This window comes from Streptosporangium sp. G11 (assembly GCF_051192615.1).
GTDB lineage: Bacteria > Actinomycetota > Actinomycetes > Streptosporangiales > Streptosporangiaceae > Streptosporangium.
Window position 1 is genome coordinate 25,020 of sequence record NZ_JBPJUQ010000005.1, and the last position, 16,592, is coordinate 41,611.

Annotated in this window: 17 protein-coding genes; 8 read left to right on the top strand and 9 right to left on the bottom strand. The window is 71.4% G+C overall.

Features of this window, described 5'->3' with window-relative positions; genetic code table 11:
- Window positions 1-44: 44 nt before the first annotated feature.
- Window positions 45-1,145, bottom strand: coding sequence for an NADH:flavin oxidoreductase/NADH oxidase (locus ACSDR0_RS06930; protein ID WP_435287903.1), 1,101 nt, complete (start codon window positions 1,143-1,145; stop codon window positions 45-47).
- Between the two features lie 140 nt (window positions 1,146-1,285).
- Here ACSDR0_RS06930 and ACSDR0_RS06935 point away from each other — a divergent pair, with 140 nt between their 5' ends.
- The 3 genes from ACSDR0_RS06935 (at window position 1,286) to ACSDR0_RS06945 (ending at window position 2,795) form a co-directional block, all read left to right on the top strand.
- Entirely contained in the window at window positions 1,286-1,633 is a 348-nt protein-coding gene (locus tag ACSDR0_RS06935; RefSeq protein WP_435287904.1) for an ArsR/SmtB family transcription factor, read from the top strand.
- Window positions 1,634-1,793: 160 nt separating this feature from the next.
- Window positions 1,794-2,012, top strand: a complete 219-nt coding sequence (locus tag ACSDR0_RS06940) for a DUF2277 domain-containing protein (protein WP_362686632.1) — start codon at window positions 1,794-1,796, stop codon at window positions 2,010-2,012.
- A gap of 408 nt (window positions 2,013-2,420) precedes the next feature.
- Window positions 2,421-2,795, top strand: a complete 375-nt coding sequence (locus ACSDR0_RS06945) for a hypothetical protein (RefSeq protein WP_435287905.1) — start codon at window positions 2,421-2,423, stop codon at window positions 2,793-2,795.
- Here the strand turns inward: ACSDR0_RS06945 and ACSDR0_RS06950 are convergent.
- Window positions 2,749-2,919, bottom strand: a complete 171-nt coding sequence (locus tag ACSDR0_RS06950) for a hypothetical protein (RefSeq protein ID WP_435287906.1) — start codon at window positions 2,917-2,919, stop codon at window positions 2,749-2,751. The two genes, ACSDR0_RS06945 and ACSDR0_RS06950, sit on opposite strands and share 47 nt — an antisense overlap.
- A 219-nt stretch (window positions 2,920-3,138) precedes the next feature.
- Here ACSDR0_RS06950 and ACSDR0_RS06955 point away from each other — a divergent pair, with 219 nt between their 5' ends.
- Window positions 3,139-3,321, top strand: coding sequence for a hypothetical protein (locus ACSDR0_RS06955; RefSeq protein ID WP_435287907.1), 183 nt, complete (start codon window positions 3,139-3,141; stop codon window positions 3,319-3,321).
- Between the two features lie 147 nt (window positions 3,322-3,468).
- On the opposite strand, the gene ACSDR0_RS06960 is transcribed toward ACSDR0_RS06955, so the two are convergent.
- From ACSDR0_RS06960 to ACSDR0_RS06975, 4 genes are all read right to left on the bottom strand, one after another.
- Window positions 3,469-5,466 carry a Xaa-Pro dipeptidyl-peptidase gene (locus tag ACSDR0_RS06960; RefSeq protein WP_435287908.1) on the bottom strand — a complete coding sequence of 666 codons (1,998 nt, stop codon included), beginning with the start codon at window positions 5,464-5,466 and terminating at the stop codon, window positions 3,469-3,471.
- Window positions 5,467-5,567: 101 nt separating this feature from the next.
- A complete protein-coding gene (locus ACSDR0_RS06965; protein ID WP_435287909.1) occupies window positions 5,568-6,572 on the bottom strand; it encodes a glycoside hydrolase family 6 protein in 1,005 nt (334 codons plus the stop codon).
- Between the two features lie 93 nt (window positions 6,573-6,665).
- Entirely contained in the window at window positions 6,666-8,684 is a 2,019-nt protein-coding gene (locus tag ACSDR0_RS06970; protein ID WP_435287910.1) for a galactose oxidase-like domain-containing protein, read from the bottom strand.
- Complete coding sequence (locus ACSDR0_RS06975) at window positions 8,681-10,423, bottom strand: glycosyltransferase family 2 protein (RefSeq protein WP_435287911.1); 1,743 nt, start codon at window positions 10,421-10,423, stop codon at window positions 8,681-8,683. The genes ACSDR0_RS06970 and ACSDR0_RS06975 overlap by 4 nt, the downstream gene beginning before the upstream one ends.
- A gap of 232 nt (window positions 10,424-10,655) precedes the next feature.
- Here ACSDR0_RS06975 and ACSDR0_RS06980 point away from each other — a divergent pair, with 232 nt between their 5' ends.
- The 4 genes from ACSDR0_RS06980 (at window position 10,656) to ACSDR0_RS06995 (ending at window position 13,833) form a co-directional block, all read left to right on the top strand.
- A complete protein-coding gene (locus ACSDR0_RS06980) occupies window positions 10,656-11,402 on the top strand; it encodes a pirin family protein (protein WP_435287912.1) in 747 nt (248 codons plus the stop codon).
- A 210-nt stretch (window positions 11,403-11,612) separates the two neighbouring features.
- A complete protein-coding gene (locus ACSDR0_RS06985) occupies window positions 11,613-12,260 on the top strand; it encodes a pyridoxamine 5'-phosphate oxidase family protein (protein ID WP_435287913.1) in 648 nt (215 codons plus the stop codon).
- Between the two features lie 161 nt (window positions 12,261-12,421).
- On the top strand, window positions 12,422-13,072 hold the full coding sequence (locus ACSDR0_RS06990) for a nucleotidyltransferase domain-containing protein (protein WP_435287914.1): 651 nt from the start codon (window positions 12,422-12,424) through the stop codon (window positions 13,070-13,072).
- Window positions 13,069-13,833, top strand: coding sequence for a nucleotidyltransferase domain-containing protein (locus ACSDR0_RS06995; RefSeq protein ID WP_435287915.1), 765 nt, complete (start codon window positions 13,069-13,071; stop codon window positions 13,831-13,833). The genes ACSDR0_RS06990 and ACSDR0_RS06995 overlap by 4 nt, the downstream gene beginning before the upstream one ends.
- Before the next feature lie 63 nt (window positions 13,834-13,896).
- Here ACSDR0_RS06995 and ACSDR0_RS07000 read toward each other — a convergent pair whose 3' ends face one another.
- The 3 genes from ACSDR0_RS07000 to ACSDR0_RS07010 form a co-directional block, all read right to left on the bottom strand.
- Window positions 13,897-15,090, bottom strand: coding sequence for an MBL fold metallo-hydrolase (locus ACSDR0_RS07000; protein ID WP_435287916.1), 1,194 nt, complete (start codon window positions 15,088-15,090; stop codon window positions 13,897-13,899).
- Window positions 15,091-15,330: 240 nt separating this feature from the next.
- A complete protein-coding gene (locus ACSDR0_RS07005; protein WP_435287917.1) occupies window positions 15,331-15,633 on the bottom strand; it encodes a thiamine-binding protein in 303 nt (100 codons plus the stop codon).
- A 137-nt stretch (window positions 15,634-15,770) separates the two neighbouring features.
- A complete protein-coding gene (locus ACSDR0_RS07010) occupies window positions 15,771-16,574 on the bottom strand; it encodes an MOSC domain-containing protein (protein WP_435287918.1) in 804 nt (267 codons plus the stop codon).
- Window positions 16,575-16,592 lie beyond the last annotated feature (18 nt).

Sequence of the window (16,592 nt, forward strand, 5' to 3'; positions counted from 1 at the left end):
CCGCCCGGCGGAGGGGACGTGCGCGGGTGGCGGCCGGAGCCGGGTCAGACCGCGCGGTGATACTGGTCGGGCCAGCGGGCTCCGGCGGAGCCGAGCTCACGGGCGGCGAGGTTCGGCCAGTACGGGTCGCGCAGCAGCTCGCGGCCGAGCAGGACGGCGTCGGCCTGGCCCGAGACGATGATCTCCTCGGCCTGCCGGGGCCGGGTGATCTCACCGACCGCGCCCACCGGCAGGTCGGTCTCGGCCTTCACCCTGGCCGCGTACGGCACCTGGTAGCCGGGCCCCGTGGGGATGCGCGCCCCGGCGACGTTGCCGCCGGTCGAGGCGTCGAGCAGGTCGACGCCGTGGGCGAGCAGGTCCTTGGCGAAGCGGACGGTGTCGTCCGCGCTCCAGCCCTCCCTGTCGTCCGCGGGGTCCTCGGCCAGCCAGTCGGTGGCCGAGACGCGGAAGAAGAGGGGAAGCTCGTCCGGCCAGACCGCGCGCACCGCGTCGACGACCCGGAGCGCGAACCGGGTGCGGTTCTCGTACGAGCCGCCGTACGCGTCGGTGCGGTGGTTGCTGAAGGGCGACAGGAACTCGGCGATCAGGTAGCCGTGCGCGCCGTGGATCTCGGCCACCTGGAAGCCCGCGGCCAGGGCCCGCCTCGCCGCGGCGGCGAAGTCGTCCACGATCCGGTCGATGTCGGCGGCGCTCAGCTCCGTGGGGGCGGGATGGCCGTCGTTGAAGGGGATGGGGCTCGGCCCGACCGGCTGCCAGCCGTGCTCGCCGGGGCCGGTGGGCGAGCCGCCCTGCCAGGGGCGGCGGGTGGAGGCCTTGCGTCCCGCGTGCGCGAGCTGGATGCCGGGCACGGTGCCGTGCTCCAGCAGGAAGCGGGTGATGCGGGTGAACGCCCCCAGCTGGCGGTCGTTCCAGAGCCCGAGGTCGGCCGGGCTGATGCGGCCCTCCGGCGTCACCGCGGTGGCCTCGGTCAGGATGAGCCCGGCACCGCCCACCGCGCGGGCGGCCAGGTGGGACAGGTGCCAGTCGGTCGGCGCCCCCTGCTCCGGCCCCTCGACCGCCGCGGAGTACTGGCACATCGGGGCCATCCAGATCCGGTTGGGGATGGTGAGGGACCTCAACGTCAGGGGCTCGAACAGGGCGCTCACTGTCGTGTTCCTTCTTCCTTCGGGAGGGGTCACGGGGCGGCGCCCCGGCTTCGCAGGTAATACGATAGTCTACGTACTACGACAGATGTCAAACTACGATTGATTTCGTACAATCGAGTCGACTCACAGGAGGAACCACCGTGTCGACCGCGTCCGTCAGGGCTCTGGAGCACCCCGCGTGCGGGGAGATCCGTCTGGAGGGCGTGCTGCACGCGCTGTCCGACCCGATGCGCCTTCAGATCGTGCGCTTCCTGTGGCGGCTGGGGGAGGACGGGGAGGCCCCCTGCTCGGCGATCGACCTGGTGATCACCAAGTCGACCACCACCCACCACTTCCGGGTGCTGCGCGAGGCGGGCGTGATCAACCAGGTCTACCGGGGCACGGCCAAGATGAACGCGCTGCGCCGGCGTGACCTCGACGCGCTCTTTCCCGGGCTTCTCGGCGCCATCCTGAGCGCCGACGCGATCCAGTGCGAGCGCGACGGCTGACCACCGACGCTCCCCGGCGGGCGGCCACCCGCCTCGGCGCGATCCGGCGGCCGGGCTCAGGTCGAGCCCGGCCGGGCGAACCCGGCGGGCAGGACCCACCGGACGGTCCCGGCGAGGCCGGAGGGAGCCGGAGGGCCGCGAGACGGAGTACCGTCCTGTCATGTGCCGGAGTATCAAGACCCTTCGTGAGCCCTACGCCAGCGATGTGACCGACGACGACGTACGAGCCGCCGCGCTGCAGTACGTCCGCAAGGTGTCGGGCTTCCGCTCCCCGTCGACGCGCAACGCGGAGGCCTTCGAGCGAGCCGTCGAGGCGGTGGCCGCCGCGACCCGGACCCTGCTCGACGACCTCCAGCTGAAGCACGTGTCCCGGGACTGACCGGAGACGGCGAAGGACAGCGGGAGACGGCGGGAGACACCCGCCTGTCGGCGTCCCGGCGGGCACGTGCCCGCCGGGACGCCGGCGGGCGCGGGGACCGGAAACCGGACGACAAAAGGGGCGGGGGCCAGTACGGTCACCCCCCGAGGGGCGGCTCCTGGACGTGCTTCCTTCTTCTTTCTTTTTTTGGCTAAAAAGGTCTAGCGCGTCCGCTCTCCGCCCCTCTTCGCGTTCTTCGGCAGGGAGTTTCCGCCGGGGAGAGAAGACGATGGACCGGACGGCCGAGATCCTGCTGCGGCGACGCCGGATCGTGCTCCCCGCCCTCCTGGCCTCCGGCGAGGTCGTGTCCCGGCCGAACGACCACCGCGAGCCGCACGGCTCCCGGTGGATCGGCCGGCCGGCGACCCGGTGGCCGAGACCTTGCCCGCCGTGCCCACCCCGTACCGCCGCCTCACCCTGCTCTCGTTCCACGACGACGTCGCCGCGGCCGCCCGGGAGGTCGCCGTCCCGCTGCTGGAGCGCCGCACCCCCCTGTCGGCGGGCGATCGCGCGGACGTCACCGCGCTGATCGGCGACCACCTGCCGGAGGCGGAGAGCTGGCTGCCGGAGAGCGTCCCGGCCCGCGAGACCAGGGCGGCCGTCCTGGCGACGATGCTGCCGGTCCCGGGCGACCGGCGACGGCCCGGCGCCCGGGCCGGGCGCCGGTCTCGCCGGGGCCGCTGCCGCCGGACGCCGGTCAGTCGCGCGCGTTCGAGGAGCGGAAGAGCCTGCTCACGAACATGACCACCACGCCCACCAGGCCGATGATCAGAGCCCACTTGAGGAGCGTGAAGAGGAAGCCCAGAATCGAGCCCAGCAGGAGGAAGCCGATCACCACGGCCGCCACGATCAGAAGAATTCGTCCCATGCACTCCACGCTAGGCCCCCGCCGGGCCCGGCGGCAGGCCGGAGCCCCGATGTCAGGGACAAGCCAGGGTTCTCCCTGCCGTCCGGGGGCCCGGAAGCAGTGGTTTTCCATGACCTGAAGGGGATCGCACCTTCGCCGGACTTCCAAATCCCTCTAAATCGCGGAAAATCACCCGGTCACCGCCCCTGTCGAGGGCGGTACGCCCTCGGCTTCGACTGGATGTTCCCCGGCGACGACGCCTCCGGCGCGTACCTCGCCGAGCGGACCGAGCTCGGACTGGCGGGCGAGGACGCCGAGGGGGACCTCCCGGGCGCGCTTAAGCCGGCCGAGCGCATCACCGGCGTGCGGGCGGACGGTTCGAGCGAGACCGTGGCGGCCCACTGCGTCTTCGAGCACTACTGATCCGGCGGGGTCTCGCGCGCCATGACACCCCCCGGCCCGGGAGAGGGCCGGGGGGTGTGCTCTCAGGAGCGCACTTCGTGTTCCCGGTGGAGGGCGCGGGCCGTGCTTTTCGCAGGGGCCCGCGTGCTCAGAGGGAGCCCGGAGACGTCAGCGAAGGGCGAAGCGCCCGCCGACGACCGGCAGGGTGACCGAGCTGGACCCCGGGTCGACCGAGACGCCGGTCCCCGGGGGCAGGCGCAGGGTGAAGTCGCGGTCGGTGGAGACGAGCACGACGCCGATCCGGTGGCCCGCCTTGACGACGTAGTCGTTCGGCTGGAGATCGAAGCGGAAGTCGTAGAAGCGGCCCTCGCGCAGGAGCTCGGTCCTGGAGGCGGAGTGGCGGTTGCGGACGTCGAGCCAGCCCCTTGTGATGATCTTGTAGGGGGCGGTGGCCGTGGCGTGCTCGGCCAGCCGGGCACAACCGGTGTCGCCGGGCACTCCCTGGCCGTAGCAGACCTGGGTGTCGCCGTAGACGACGTTGCCGTACGCGCGCGTGTCGGTGCCGTAGTCGACGAGCAGCGCCGTCAGGTACGGCGAGCGCCCGCCCTTGAACGCGGCGCGCACCGAGACCTCTGGGGTGCCGGACAGGCGCGCGTCGCGGGCCAGGGGGCCCGACAGGTAGGCCAGGCGGTTGGGGTCGACGGCCTCGGCGTTCTCCGCGAGCTGCTCGGCGGTGCGGGCGCTCTGGTCGACGAAGGACTCGACGGTGCGGCCCCGGGAGCGGTCGGCGCTCAGGGTGCCGTTGCGGCCCTCCCCGCCGGCGGCCAGGTGGAGCCGCGCGGCGCGGGTGCCGGGCAGCGGCCACGAGGCGTGCTGGGCCCACTGTCCCGGGCCCGACTCCACGTCGGCCTGCGGCTCGTCCATGATGCCGTTGCGCAGGCCGTACAGGTGGAAGTCGAACCAGCGGTGGAGCTGGCGCAGCCACTCGGCGTTGCGCCCGGCGAAGGAGAACGGGTTGAAGTGCGCGCCCTGGTGGAGCCAGATCTTGCGGGGCACGTTCCGCTCCGCGAGGGCGTCCCACCACTGGACGGCCTGCTTGGTCTTGACGTTCCAGTCGTTGAGGCCGTGCACCAGGAAGACGGCGGCGCGGACCTTGCGCACGTCGGTGAGGTAGTTGCGCTCGTCCCAGAAGTCGGAGTAGTCGCCGGTGACCCGGTCCTGGTCCTCCTTGATCCGGTCCATCAGCGCGCCGCAGGTCTGCGTGGCGTTCTCGCGGGTCAGGACGTAGCGGGCGAGCACGTCGGCGTCCTCGCCCTGGTAGCCGCCGGGGGCCAGCACGCCGCCGTTGGCGCGGTAGTAGTCGTACCAGGAGGAGATGGCCGCGATCGGCACGATCGCCTTGAGCCCCTTGACCCCGGTCGCCGCGACGGCGTTGGGCAGCGTGCCGTTGTAGGAGACGCCGATCATGCCGACGTTCCCGGTGGACCAGCCGGCCCTGATCTCGTTCCCGGCCGCGTCGAACCCCCGGGCGCGGCCGTTGAGCCAGTCGATCGCGGCCTTGGGGCCCGCGGTCTCGTTGTCCAGGCCGGTCGTGGGGCAGCCGGTCGCCCGTCCCGAGCCGAGGTTCTCCACCAGCGCGATCGCGTAGCCGCGCGGCACGAAGTAGTTGTCGTAGTAGCCGCGGAAGGGCGCCGCGACCGCGCGGTTCACGTCGGAGCCGTCGACGCCGAACATCTCGTCGCGCAGGTCGTTGAACTTGTTGCGCCGGTACTCCATGCCCGCGGGGTCGGAGCCGTCCAGGTCGACGACGTGGTTGGGCACGTCGTTGCCGCCCGCGTAGTAGGGGCTGGCCTCCATGATGACCGGGACCTTCAGCCCCGAGGCGGTCTCCTTGGGGCGCATGATGTCGACGGCGACCCGGTCGGGGCGGCCGTCGGCGTCACTGTCGACCCCGGCGACCTCGACGAACACGGTCTCGGTGAGCGCGTCGGCGCGCGAGTAGGCCGGTTGGGTCTCACCGTTCTCGATCGGGGGGACCGCGGACAGCGCGGTGGCGGCGGGCAACGCGCCGGTGGGCAGCACACCGGCGGGAAGCACCGCGGCCGGTAGGACGCCGCTTGGCAGGGTTACCGCCAGTGCGACGATGACCGTCTTCCATCTGTTCATCGAGGAAAGCTCCCAGAGGGTCGCTGAAAAACTGACAACTCCGGTCAATCTCCTGCGAAGCAATCTTGACCTGCAAGATCGAAGATATAACGAATAAGCGGCTATCTCGCGTTACGCGCGAGTTCCAGCGCGTATTCGGGGAACCAGTCGCCGGCGCGGGGCTCTCCCCGGTGGCATTCGCCGTCCGACTCCCCCGGCCGCTTGATCCACAGGAAGGCGTCCACCCGCTCCTGGCCGGTCTCGGTGGTCGGCTCCGCGCCGAGCGCGCGGCCCTTGGGGTTGCACCACGCGTCGTCGCCCTGCGCGTCGCGGACGGGGCCGTTGCCGTTGCGGGAGGTGTCGATGACGTAGTGGGCCCCGCCGACCGCGTCCGAGAGCCGTTCGGCGACGGCGACGCTCTCCTTCACGGTGAAGAAGTTGCTGACGTTGAAGGCGAAGCCGTCCGCCTGGGGCACCCCGGCCCTGCGCATGGGTTCGGCCCACTCGCCCGGGTTCTTGATCCAGCCGGCGTTCCCCGCGTCGACGTAGACCTTGGCGGCGGGCTGCTTCTTCAGCGTCTCCACCGCGCCGCGGAGCAGGTCCAGGCGCTCGCCGGCCTGGCCGCCCTGGGTGCAGTTGTCCAGGATGTGGGCGAGCGCGTCGGGCTCGACGACGACCAGGGCCGGCCGGTCGCCGATACCCTCGGCGAACCGGCCGATCCAGGAGCGGTACTCCTCCGCGCCGGCGGCGCCGCCCGCGGAGAACTGCCCGCAGTCGCGGTTGGGGATGTGGTACGCCACCAGGACCGGGATCCGACCCGCCTCCCGGGCCTTGGTGGTGATGGCGGCGACCCTGTCGCGCGGATCCTGGTCGCCGATCCAGATCGCGTTGGGCCGGTCGGCGATCTTACGGATCAGCCCGGCCTCCTCGGTCCTGCCCTCCCCCTCGAGCTTGCGGACCTCCTGGGCGGCGGCGCCGTCGGGGTCGACGTAGAAACCGCTCGCGGGACCGGAGACGGCGTCCCCGGACGGGGCGCTCCCGGAGGCGGTGGGCGGCGCGGGGTCACCGGTGCAGGCCGCCGTCGCGAGAGCGAGAGCCAGCGCGGCTACGAGGCCGTACCTGTTCATCGAATACCTCCGGCGTGGGGATCCCGGGCCTGGCGGCTTCGGGGAGCAGAAGTGGGGGGCGCCGTACGCCGCGAGAGGGCCGCTGGGAACATGTCAGCCCTCTCCTTGGATGTGGACCCAGCGAGCCGGGGACGGCGTTCCCCGCTCGGTGACCCCGAACAGCATGTACCACCCTGGGGGCACCAGGGCCGGATTGGAGGGTATCTCCGCGATGATCCCGGTGCTCACCCGGGTGAAGTCCAGCCTGATCGAGCGCTGCTCCACGTCGGTGACGTGGGTGACGGCGCTCGGGCGCATCAGCCGTACCTGGTGGATGCGCTCGGCGTCGGGGGTCTGGAAGCCGGCCCTGCGGCCCAGGAACACGCTCTCGCGCCCGCCGGTGAACACCGGCGCCTTCTCGCCGTTGTACAGGTAGGTCGGCGTGTAGATCTCGATGCGCTGGTCGAAGGTGCCCGGGAGCGAGCCCGCCTTGTCGGCGAAGAGCGGGTCGGAGCCCATGCCGAGCACCCGCCCGTCGGGCAGCAGGAGACCCTCGGCGTGGTAGTTGCGGCCGACGGCGGGCGCCGCGGCCTGGTGGAAGCTGTTGCTCTCCGGGCGGTAGACCTCCGCGCGCAGGACGTCGCTGGCGCCGCGTCCCCGGTAGTCGCTGGAGCCGTTGAAGGAGAGCACGGTGTCGTCGGGCAGCAGCACGGCGTTCGGGTAGCGCACCGGGTCGGACAGGTCGGGCCCCCTGACGTAGCGCGGGCTGGCCTCGGTGAGGTCGACGATGGCGGTCCTGGCGGTGGCGTTGGGCAGGCCCGGCTGGCGTTCCCCGACCGGTCCACCGCCCATCACCATGACCCGCTGCTCCTGCGCGGGCGGCAGCAGCACGGAGGCGCCGGTCTCGTTCAGCTCGGGCTGGGGCAGCCCGGGTACGGGGGTGAACGCCTCCATCTCGTCGGGCGCCACACCTCCGACGCCGCCGACGGTCTTCACCGGCCGGTCGGTGTCGCGGCGGTAGTCCCAGATGCCGGGGGGACGCAGCGCGAGCTGGCCGGGGCCGTACCCGGCGCTCATGCCGGAGAAGAAGAGGGTGTCGTCCTCCAGCAGGAACAGCGCGGGGTAGGTGGGGAAGAACCTCTTGGGGCCGGGCCGCCAGGTCTTCGTCCGGGGGTTGTAGATCTCGTTGTCCCTGGTGATCTGCCCCACGACGTCGAGTCCCGAGACGGTCATCACCCTGCCGTCGGGCAGGGCGGTCATGGTCGGGTACCAGCGCCCCTCGGCCATGTCCTGGACCTTGCTGTAGCGCTCGGTGACGGGGTCGAACTCGTAGGCGTCCCTGATGCCTTGGAAGTCCTGCTTGTCCATCGTCATGCTGCCGCCCATGGCGTACAGGTCGCGCTTCTCCCGGCCCTTGAGTCCCTGGATCTCGTACTTGAGGGAGCCGGCCGGGGCGGTGAGCAGGCCCGCCGCGCCCTCCTCGACCGCCTCGGCGAAGACCTTGGTCTGGCTGGGCCGGATCCGCACCTTGCCCGGCAGGCCGGTCTCGACCTTCTTGGCGGGCGGCACGCTGACGTGGGCGGTGGTGCGGTAGACCTGCCCGCCGGGGGCGGTCAGCAGCGTGCCGGGGTGAAACTCCCTGGGCTCGGCGTCGGGGTCCTCGTTCTTGATGGTCAGGGCGCCCGCGGCCCGCTTGACCTTGGCCTTCAGCACCTCGAACCGGCCCGTGCCGCCCGCGATGAGAAGCTTGCCGTCGGGCAGCATCACGTGTCCGGCGCAGAAGAAGTCGACGGGTGTGTCGACCAGCTTGAACTCATCCGGCCCGCCCGGCTTCGCCGGGTCCCACAGCACGGTCTTGAAGGTGCCCTTGTCGAAGTTGGCGGCGTTGTTGCCGGAGCCGGCGACGATGAGCACCTTGCCGGTGTGCAGCAGCGCGGCGTGAATGGCGTTGACCTTGAACTTCTCCGGGACGTCGAGGAAGGCCCAGTGGCCGTGGGAGGCCTTGTACTCGTCCTGGTTGATGCGGTAGTCGCGCCACTTCTCGGTGGCGAAGCCCGCGACGGCGGGCAGGTTGATCGCGAGGACGGCGGCCACCACCGCCATCCCGACCAGGTGCTTGCGCAGGCGGCTCACGACTCGTCACCGACCGCTCGCAGGCCGGCCTTGGCCGCCCGCAGGTTCCAGGCCCAGGTCGTGAGCGGTCCCAGGCAGATGACCAGGGCGAGGATTCCCCAGAGGGTCATGACCAGGTGGATGTGGCCGGTCCAGAAAACGGTCAGCAGGAGGCCGCCGCCGAAGATCGCCGCCCACCACAGGTGGATGCGGAACGTGGCGATCTGGTCGGGGCTGGCCGAGTCGCCCTTGGGGGTGACCACGAACTTGCTGGGCCTGCGCAGCGCGGCGCCGATCAGCGAGGTGACGTAGATGGGCGCCGACAACGCCGACATGACCATCCCGGCCACCCCCGAGGAGCCCTCCGGCTCGTGCGGGCTGACGTTGTGCCGCCGGTTCCAGGTGTAGAGCATGACCTGCAGCAGCGCCGCGTCGCCGTACAGCATGAGCCACACGTCCATCGGCACGGTCACGCCGGAGCCCCCGACGGCCATGAACAGGGTGGCGCTGAGCCCGGCCAGCAGCCAGTTGAGCGCGGACATCGGGTAGAAGGTCACCATCAGGGTGTAGTTGAAGAACCGTCCGGGCGAGAGTTTCGGCGCCGCCCTCCAGAACTGGGTGAGCAGCGTCTCGTAGGTGCCCCGGCTCCAGCGCAGCTGCTGGGTGAAGAAGTCGGTCCACGACGACGGCCCCTCCCCCACGGCCAGCACGTCGGGGGTGTAGACCGACATCCAGCGCAGCCCGGTCTCCGGGTCGCGGGAGCGGTGGAACTCGATGCCGGTGGCCATGTCCTCGGTGATCGAGTCGTACAGCCCGCCGATCTGCTTGAGCGCGCGGATGCGCACGGCGTTGTTGGTGCCGACGAACATCGGCGCGCCGTACAAGTTGCCCGCGCGCTGGATCAGCGAGTGGAACAGGAACTGCTGGCTCTCGGCGGCCTTGGTGACCCCGGCGTCGTAGTTGCCGTAGACCTGGGGGCCGACGACGAAGGCCACCCGCGGGTCGCGGAAGTAACCGAGCATGCGCTCACAGAACTCCGGGAGCGGTACGTGGTCGGTGTCGACCGAGACGAAGAAGTCGTAGTCGTCGCCGTGCGCGTCCAGCCAGCTGTTGTAGTTGCCGTGCTTGGTCTTGGCCCGGAAGCTGCCCTTGGGCCGGTTCCACTCGGGCACGCCCTTGCGGGTGAAGTGGTGGGCGCCCAGCCAGTCGCAGAGCTCGTGGATGTCGGGGTCGTCGCCCTCGTCCAGCAGCCAGACGTCGAGCACCCCGTCGTGGCGGATCTTCAGCGCGGCGGCCAGGGTCTCCCTGACCATCTCCAGCGGCTCCTTGCCGGGCACGCAGGTGGTGATGAAGGCCACCCGGGTGCCGGCCTCGGGCGCGACCGGAACCGGGTCCCTGGCCGCCAGCATGGCGTGCACGTTGGAGACCACGCTGACCAGCCGGAAGACCTCGATCAGGGCGATGGCGACGAGCATGATGCGGTCGGCCACCGGCAGATACCACGGGATCGTGCCATAGGGGTCGGGCCGTACGGTCCAGTGGTCGGGCAGCAGCAGCCAGACCATCAGGGTGAACTCCACGAGAAGCGCCGCGACCATCAGCAGCACCGCCCGCACCCGGTGTGGCTCGGTGGCCAGCAGGGAGCGGTAGCTCACGCGGTAGGGCACCCCGGGTTCCGGTTCGGTCACGGGCCCGGCGAGCCTGCTGAACCTCTCGTAGTCGTAGGGAGCGATTTTCGCGGCGTCGGCGGGGGCGCTCATCGACCCAGCGGCCTCGGAGCACGCGAAAGCAAGCCCAGCACTGTTCCCCCTGGTAGATCGCGTAGGCCGCTTCCCGTCAGGACAAGGTCAGCCGCGGCCCGCGTAGTGATAAATCGCCACACATCATATTCGGATCGGTAAGCAAGATCTCCCCAACCCGGAGATGTGAGGAACATTTCAGGCGGCTCTCTAGTTTAAGTTTCAACAAAGCAGGGTGAGAGGAAGACCAGACATGAGCATCGACATCCGCAGGTCCGGCGAGCGTGCCGCCACCAAGATCCAGTGGCTGGACTCAAAGCACTCCTTCTCCTTCGGCCGCCACCAGGACCCGGCCAACAGCCACCACGGCGTACTTCTCGTCAACAACGACGACATCGTCAAGCCCGGCACCGGCTTCGACACCCACCCCCACCGGGACATGGAGATCGTCACCTGGGTGCTGCGCGGATCCCTCGTCCACCAGGACTCCGAGGGCCACTCCGGGGTCATCTATCCGGGACTGGCCCAGCGGATGAGCGCGGGGACGGGCATCCTCCATTCGGAGAAGAACGACTCGTGGCGGCTCCAGGGTGAGCAGCATACCGATCCGGTGCACTTCATCCAGATGTGGGTGGTACCTGATGAGGACGGGCTCACTCCCGGTTACGAGCAACTGGAGATCGACGCCGAACTGCTCGGCGGCGCCCTGATCCCGGTGGCCTCGGGCATGGCCAGGGACAAGGACCGCAGCGCCATCCGGATCAACAACCGGTACGCCGCGCTGCACGTGGCCAGGCTCCAGCCCGGCCAGAGCGTGGAACTGCCCGAGGCCCCGTTCCTGCACCTGTTCGTCCCTCGCGGCACCGTCGACCTGGAGGGGGCCGGGCACCTCGCCGAGGGCGACGCCGCCCGCCTCACCGCCACCGGCGGCCGGCGCGTCACCGCGACCGACCCGACCGAGATCCTGGTCTGGGAGATGCACGCGACCCTCGCCGCCTGACGGTGAGATCCGGCCCGCCACCGGACCGGCCGAGGGCCTTTGGCGGGCGTCCCGCCGGGCCCCACCCAAAGGCCCACCCGCGCCCGCCCGGCCCCGCCCCGGGGACGCTCACGCGCGCCCGCCGGGAAACGGCCGGAGGCTCACCCGTGCCCATTCGGAAACGGCCAAGGGGACGTTGAGGCGGGATTCGAGCAAGGCTAGCCTTACCGCATGACTTCCCTCGATACCGGTGAGACCGGTCAGATCGTCACGGTCACCTCGGAAGAAGAGCTTCGCCGGATCGTCGGGGAGGTCGGGGAGGTCGTCCTGCGCAAGGACATCGGCCACATCGACGAGTACGCCCGCGACTTCATCGCCGCCTCGCCGTTCGTCCTGCTGGCGACCTCGGGACCCGACGGCACCTGCGACGTCTCCCCGCGCGGCGAGGAGCCCGGCGGCGTGCTGGTCCTCGACGACCACACGCTGGTGATCCCCGACCGGCCCGGCAACCGCCGGGTTGACAGCCTGCGCAACATCGTCGCCAACCCGCACGTCGGCCTGCTGTTCGTGGTGCCGGGCACCGAGGAGACCCTGCGCGTCAACGGGGTGGCGCGGGTGGTCAGCCAGGCCCCGTACATGGAGCGCCTGCGTGTGAAGGGCAAACTCCCCACGCTGGCGGTGAGCGTCGAGGTGCGCGAGTGCTTCTTCCACTGCTCCAAGGCCTTCCGGCGCTCGGCGCTCTGGCAGCCGGAGCGGTGGCCGGCCCGCGAGTCGCTGCCCACGCTCGGCCGGATCCTCAAGGACCAGCTGGACCTGGAGTGGTCGGCCAAGGTGATCGACGACGACCTGAGCGTCGACGCCCGCGAAAACCTGTACTGACCCCACGCCCGCGAACGAATCTCATACCGACCCTTCGCCCGCGAACGGACCTCGTACCGACTCCTCGTACCGACTCCTCGCCCGCGAACGGATCGGCCTCCCGCCGCCCCGCGCGCGAAAACCCGTACCCGCGCCGGGAGCGGGCCTGGCAGGCTGTGCGGATGGATGTACGGTACGTCCCGGATCACTCGGTGCTGTCGGTGGTGGTCGGCTCGCGGGCATACGGGCTGGAGACCGAGGGGTCGGACGTCGACCGGCGCGGGGTCTTCGTGGCGCCGACCCGGCTGTTCTGGCGGCTGGCCAAGCCGCCCACGCACCTCGACGGGCCGCTGCCCGAGCAGTTCTCGTGGGAGGTCGAGCGGTTCTGCGGTCTCGCGCTGGAGGCCAACCCGACGGTCCTGGAGTGCCTGTGGTCTCCGATCGTCGAGCACACCACGGCGGCGGGCGAGGAACTCCTCGCCATCCGGGACGCCTTCCTGTCCGAACGCGCCAACCAGACCTTCGTGGGATACGCCAACGCCCAGTTCCGCCGCCTGGACCCCGCGCACCCCAAATGGAAGCAGGCCATGCACATGATCCGCCTGCTGCTCAGCGGCCTGCACCTGGCCCGCCACGGCGAGCCCCTGGTCCGGATGGACGCCCACCGCGACCGGCTGCTCGCCGTACGGCGGGGCGAGCTCCCCTGGACCGAGGTCGACCGCTGGCGCCGCGAGCTGCTGGCGGGGTTCGACGGTACGGGCGTGCTGCCCGCCGAGCCCGACCTGCGGCGCGTGGAGCGATACCTGACGAGCACGAGGGAGGCCGCGCTGTGACCGTCACCCTGCCCTCCTGGCTGGCCGAGATCCCCGCCGAACAGGCGCACCCCGCCGCGTTCGCCACGGTCAGCGGGGCGCACCTGTACGGCTTTCCCTCGGCCGACTCCGACGTCGACCTGCGCGGCGTGCACCTGCTGCCGCTGGAGGAGGTGGTCGGCCTGCGGACGGGCGAGGAGACCCTCACCCGCTCCTGGGTCCGCGACGGCGTCGAGGTCGACCTCGTCACCCACGACCTGGCCAAGTTCTGCCGCCTGCTGCTGCGCCGCAACGGCTACGTGCTGGAGCAGCTGCTCTCCCCGCTGGTGGTGACCACCTCACCGGTCCACCAGGAGATGATCGCCGTCGCCCCCGGCTGCGTCACCCGCCACCACGCCCACCACTATCTGGGCTTCGCCCGCACCCAGTGGCGGCTGTTCGAGCGCTCCGGCGAGCTCAAGCCCCTGCTCTACACCTTCCGCGTGCTGCTCACCGGCATCCACCTGATGCGCACCGGAGAGCTGGAGGCCGACCTCACCCGGCTGCCCGGCGGCCCGCCGTATCTCGGCGACCTGATGGCCGCCAAGCGCTCCGCCGAGCACGGCCCGCTGCCGTCGGGCGCACCGGGCCCAGAGCGGCTGGCGGACGACGTCACCCGGCTGGCCGGGGAGCTGGAGGAGGCACAGGAGTCCTCCCGCCTTCCCGACACCGCGCCGTCGGCGGGCGCGGTGCACGATCTCGTCGTCCGTACCCGCCTGTCGGCGAGGACCGCCGGGATCTGAGGCCCCGGGGCGTCGCGCCCGCCGGTCAGGGCTGGAGGCCCCGGGGTGTCGCGCACCCGCCGGTCAGAGCCTGGGGTCGGAGCCCAGGGGTGGAGAGGCGGGCGGCGACGCCGGCACCTGCCGGGGCGGACGGGACGTCTCACCACCGTGCAGCATCTCCCACCAGCTCTCCAGCATGGGCACGTCGGCGGTGTCGACGCGCTCACCTGGACGGGGAACGGCGATGCGGACATCGCGGGCCTTGGCCTCGCGCCACAGGCGGTCGACCGGCTCGGCCCACGGGTGCGTGGCGAGGGCGAAGGTCGCCCAGTGGACCGGGAGGAGCAACCTGCCGCCCAGGTCGAGGTGGGCGTTGACCGCCTCCTCGGGGTCCATGTGGATGTCGGGCCAGGCGGCGTTGTAGGCGCCGATCGGCATGAGCGTGAGGTCGAACGGGCCGTGCGCGGCGCCGATCCTCGCGTATCCGTCGAAATATCCGGAGTCGCCCGCGTAGAAGACCTTCTTCTCCCCTGCGGCGATCACCCAGGAACCCCACAGGGTGACGTTCCGATTGAAGGTGCGGCCGGAGAAGTGGCGGGCGGCGGTGGCGACGAACCGCAGGCCCGCGACGATCGCCTCCTCGTCCCAGTCGAGCTCGATGATCCGCGAGGCGGGCACGCCCCACCGCTCCAGGTGGGCGCCGATGCCCAGCGGCACCAGGAACGGGGCGGTCTGCAGCGCGGTGAGCCCGCGGACCGTCGCGCGGTCGAGGTGATCGTAGTGGTCGTGCGAGATCACGATCGCGTCGAGCGGCGGAAGGCCCGCCAGCGGCCCCGGCGCTGGATGCAGGCGCCGCGGGCCGACCAGCTGGGAGGGCGAGGCGCGCCTGCTCCACACCGGGTCGACGAGCACCCGGCGCCCCTCGATCTCCAGCAGCGCGGTGGCGTGGCCGTACCAGATGACGCTCAGCCCCGCCGGGGACGGCCCACCGGCCGGTGAGGTCACCACGGGGATCGGCGCGGCCGGACGGCGCTCCTCGGGGTCGCGGAGCATGTTCCAGGCGATCTCCCGCGTGCTCTGCGCGGAGGGCACGAAGCCGCCGGGCGTGGAGTTGCGGAAGACGCCGTCGTGGAACTGCGGTGAGCGGCGCATCCGCTCCAGCCGCTCCCCCTCGGCCTTGCCCCCGAGCTCCGAGGGAATGTCCTTCAGCACCCACCCGGCGGCGGCCAGCGCCAGCCCGCCCGCCAGGAGACGCCCGATCGATCTGCTGCCCGCCATGCGGCTCACGCTCCTGAAGTCGCCCGTGCCTGCAGAACGATCTCGCCCCCGTTGGTGTTCCCATTACGCTCTGGGCGAGACCGGCGACCCGGGCCACGAGGACGCGCGGGGGCCTGAAGCCCTCGGCGGAAGACACCGCGTGCGCGTCTCCCGGCCCCGAAGGACGTCACGGGCCGCCGGGGAGCGAGCGGGCACGGCGAATGACCGGCACACGGCGGGCGTCCCCGGCCACGAGGGACGTTACGGGGCGAGATGCCGCTCGACGGTGGCGACCTTGGCCTCCAGGCGGCCACCCGCCCCCTCGCGGATGTCCGCCTTGAGGACGAGACTGACCCGGCCGGCGCGGGCCTCGACCGCCGCGACGGCGTCCTTGACGACGGCCATGACCTCGTCCCAGGTCTCGCCCTCGACCGTGGTGAACATGGCGTCGGTCCTGTTGGGCAGGCCGGAGGCGCGGACGACGCGCACGGCCTCGGAGACGAGCTCGCCGACGTCCTCCCCCGCTCCGATGGGGGTCACGCTGAACGCCACGAGCACCGACATGTATCGCCCTTTCCCCGAATCCCCGCGTCTCTCCCCCGCACCCTAGTTTCCGGCCGGACCGGCGGGCAATCCGGCGCGGCCGAGGGCCGGGGCGCCGTACCGAACGGGGCGGTGGGGGGCGGGGCTGCGGTGAGGGGTCAGGGGCGGACGGGGGTGGCGGTGGCACGGTCTCCGAGGCGGACGGTGCCGGGGCGGGTGACCCGCATGATCACGCCGAACTTGTTCTCGTGCTCGCCGATCAGCCATTTCTGCAGATCGGGCCAGCGCTCGCGCCCCTCGGGGTCCCAGCTGGGCACGACGCACCTGACGCAGGGCCCCGCCTGCTCGCCGGTGACGGTGAGTTCGGCCTCGCCCGCGGTGACCGTGGTGCCGGGCGCCCAGCCCTCCTCGTCGAACGCGGGCGCGTCGGTCGTGAGGTGCAGGTTGGGCCGGAACCTGAGCAGGTCCACCGGCCTGCCGAGCTCGTCGCCCAGGGCCGCCAGGGACGCCTCGAAGGTGACCAGCACGGTCGGGCCCCGGTCCTGCTGCCCGTCGGCGGCACGCAGGCTCACCCGGCCCAGCGACTCCGCCAGCGCGTCCGCCAGGCCGGGGGCGTCCCAGTGCCATGTGGTGCCGTCAGGCCCGGTCAGTGTCGGCGCGTCGCCGTCCCCCCGGAAGCCGTTCCCATGGAGACCGCTTTCGGGGAGACCGCTTTCGGGGGAGGCGTTCTCCTGGGGACCGCTCTCCGGAGAGCCGTAGGTGGCGCGCCAGTGGAGCGTCTCCACCCGGCGCCGCGCGGACAGCACCTTGCCCGCGTGGTTCTCCCGTTCGTCGACGAGCGCGTAGGCCCGGTCTCCGGCCAGCCCCCGATCGTCGAGACGCGCCTCGCGGAGCTCCTCGCCCCGCAGGGACTTCACCGGCCACCGAAGAATCCGATAAACAGTACCGAAATATGACGTCATACTATAAAAGTAGCGATC

What these genes read in the sequence shown, in the direction of transcription:
- ACSDR0_RS06940 (WP_362686632.1), top strand. Translation starts at nt 1,794, where the DNA reads ATGTGCCGGAGTATCAAGACCCTTCGTGAGCCCTACGCCAGCGATGTG.
- ACSDR0_RS06950 (WP_435287906.1), bottom strand. Translation starts at nt 2,919, where the DNA reads ATGGGACGAATTCTTCTGATCGTGGCGGCCGTGGTGATCGGCTTCCTC.
- ACSDR0_RS06955 (WP_435287907.1), top strand. Translation starts at nt 3,139, where the DNA reads ATGTTCCCCGGCGACGACGCCTCCGGCGCGTACCTCGCCGAGCGGACC.
- ACSDR0_RS06960 (WP_435287908.1), bottom strand. Translation starts at nt 5,466, where the DNA reads ATGAACAGATGGAAGACGGTCATCGTCGCACTGGCGGTAACCCTGCCA.
- ACSDR0_RS06965 (WP_435287909.1), bottom strand. Translation starts at nt 6,572, where the DNA reads ATGAACAGGTACGGCCTCGTAGCCGCGCTGGCTCTCGCTCTCGCGACG.
- ACSDR0_RS06975 (WP_435287911.1), bottom strand. Translation starts at nt 10,423, where the DNA reads ATGAGCGCCCCCGCCGACGCCGCGAAAATCGCTCCCTACGACTACGAG.
- ACSDR0_RS06980 (WP_435287912.1), top strand. Translation starts at nt 10,656, where the DNA reads ATGAGCATCGACATCCGCAGGTCCGGCGAGCGTGCCGCCACCAAGATC.
- ACSDR0_RS06985 (WP_435287913.1), top strand. Translation starts at nt 11,613, where the DNA reads ATGACTTCCCTCGATACCGGTGAGACCGGTCAGATCGTCACGGTCACC.
- ACSDR0_RS06990 (WP_435287914.1), top strand. Translation starts at nt 12,422, where the DNA reads ATGGATGTACGGTACGTCCCGGATCACTCGGTGCTGTCGGTGGTGGTC.
- ACSDR0_RS07000 (WP_435287916.1), bottom strand. Translation starts at nt 15,090, where the DNA reads ATGGCGGGCAGCAGATCGATCGGGCGTCTCCTGGCGGGCGGGCTGGCG.
- ACSDR0_RS07005 (WP_435287917.1), bottom strand. Translation starts at nt 15,633, where the DNA reads ATGTCGGTGCTCGTGGCGTTCAGCGTGACCCCCATCGGAGCGGGGGAG.
- ACSDR0_RS07010 (WP_435287918.1), bottom strand. Translation starts at nt 16,574, where the DNA reads ATGACGTCATATTTCGGTACTGTTTATCGGATTCTTCGGTGGCCGGTG.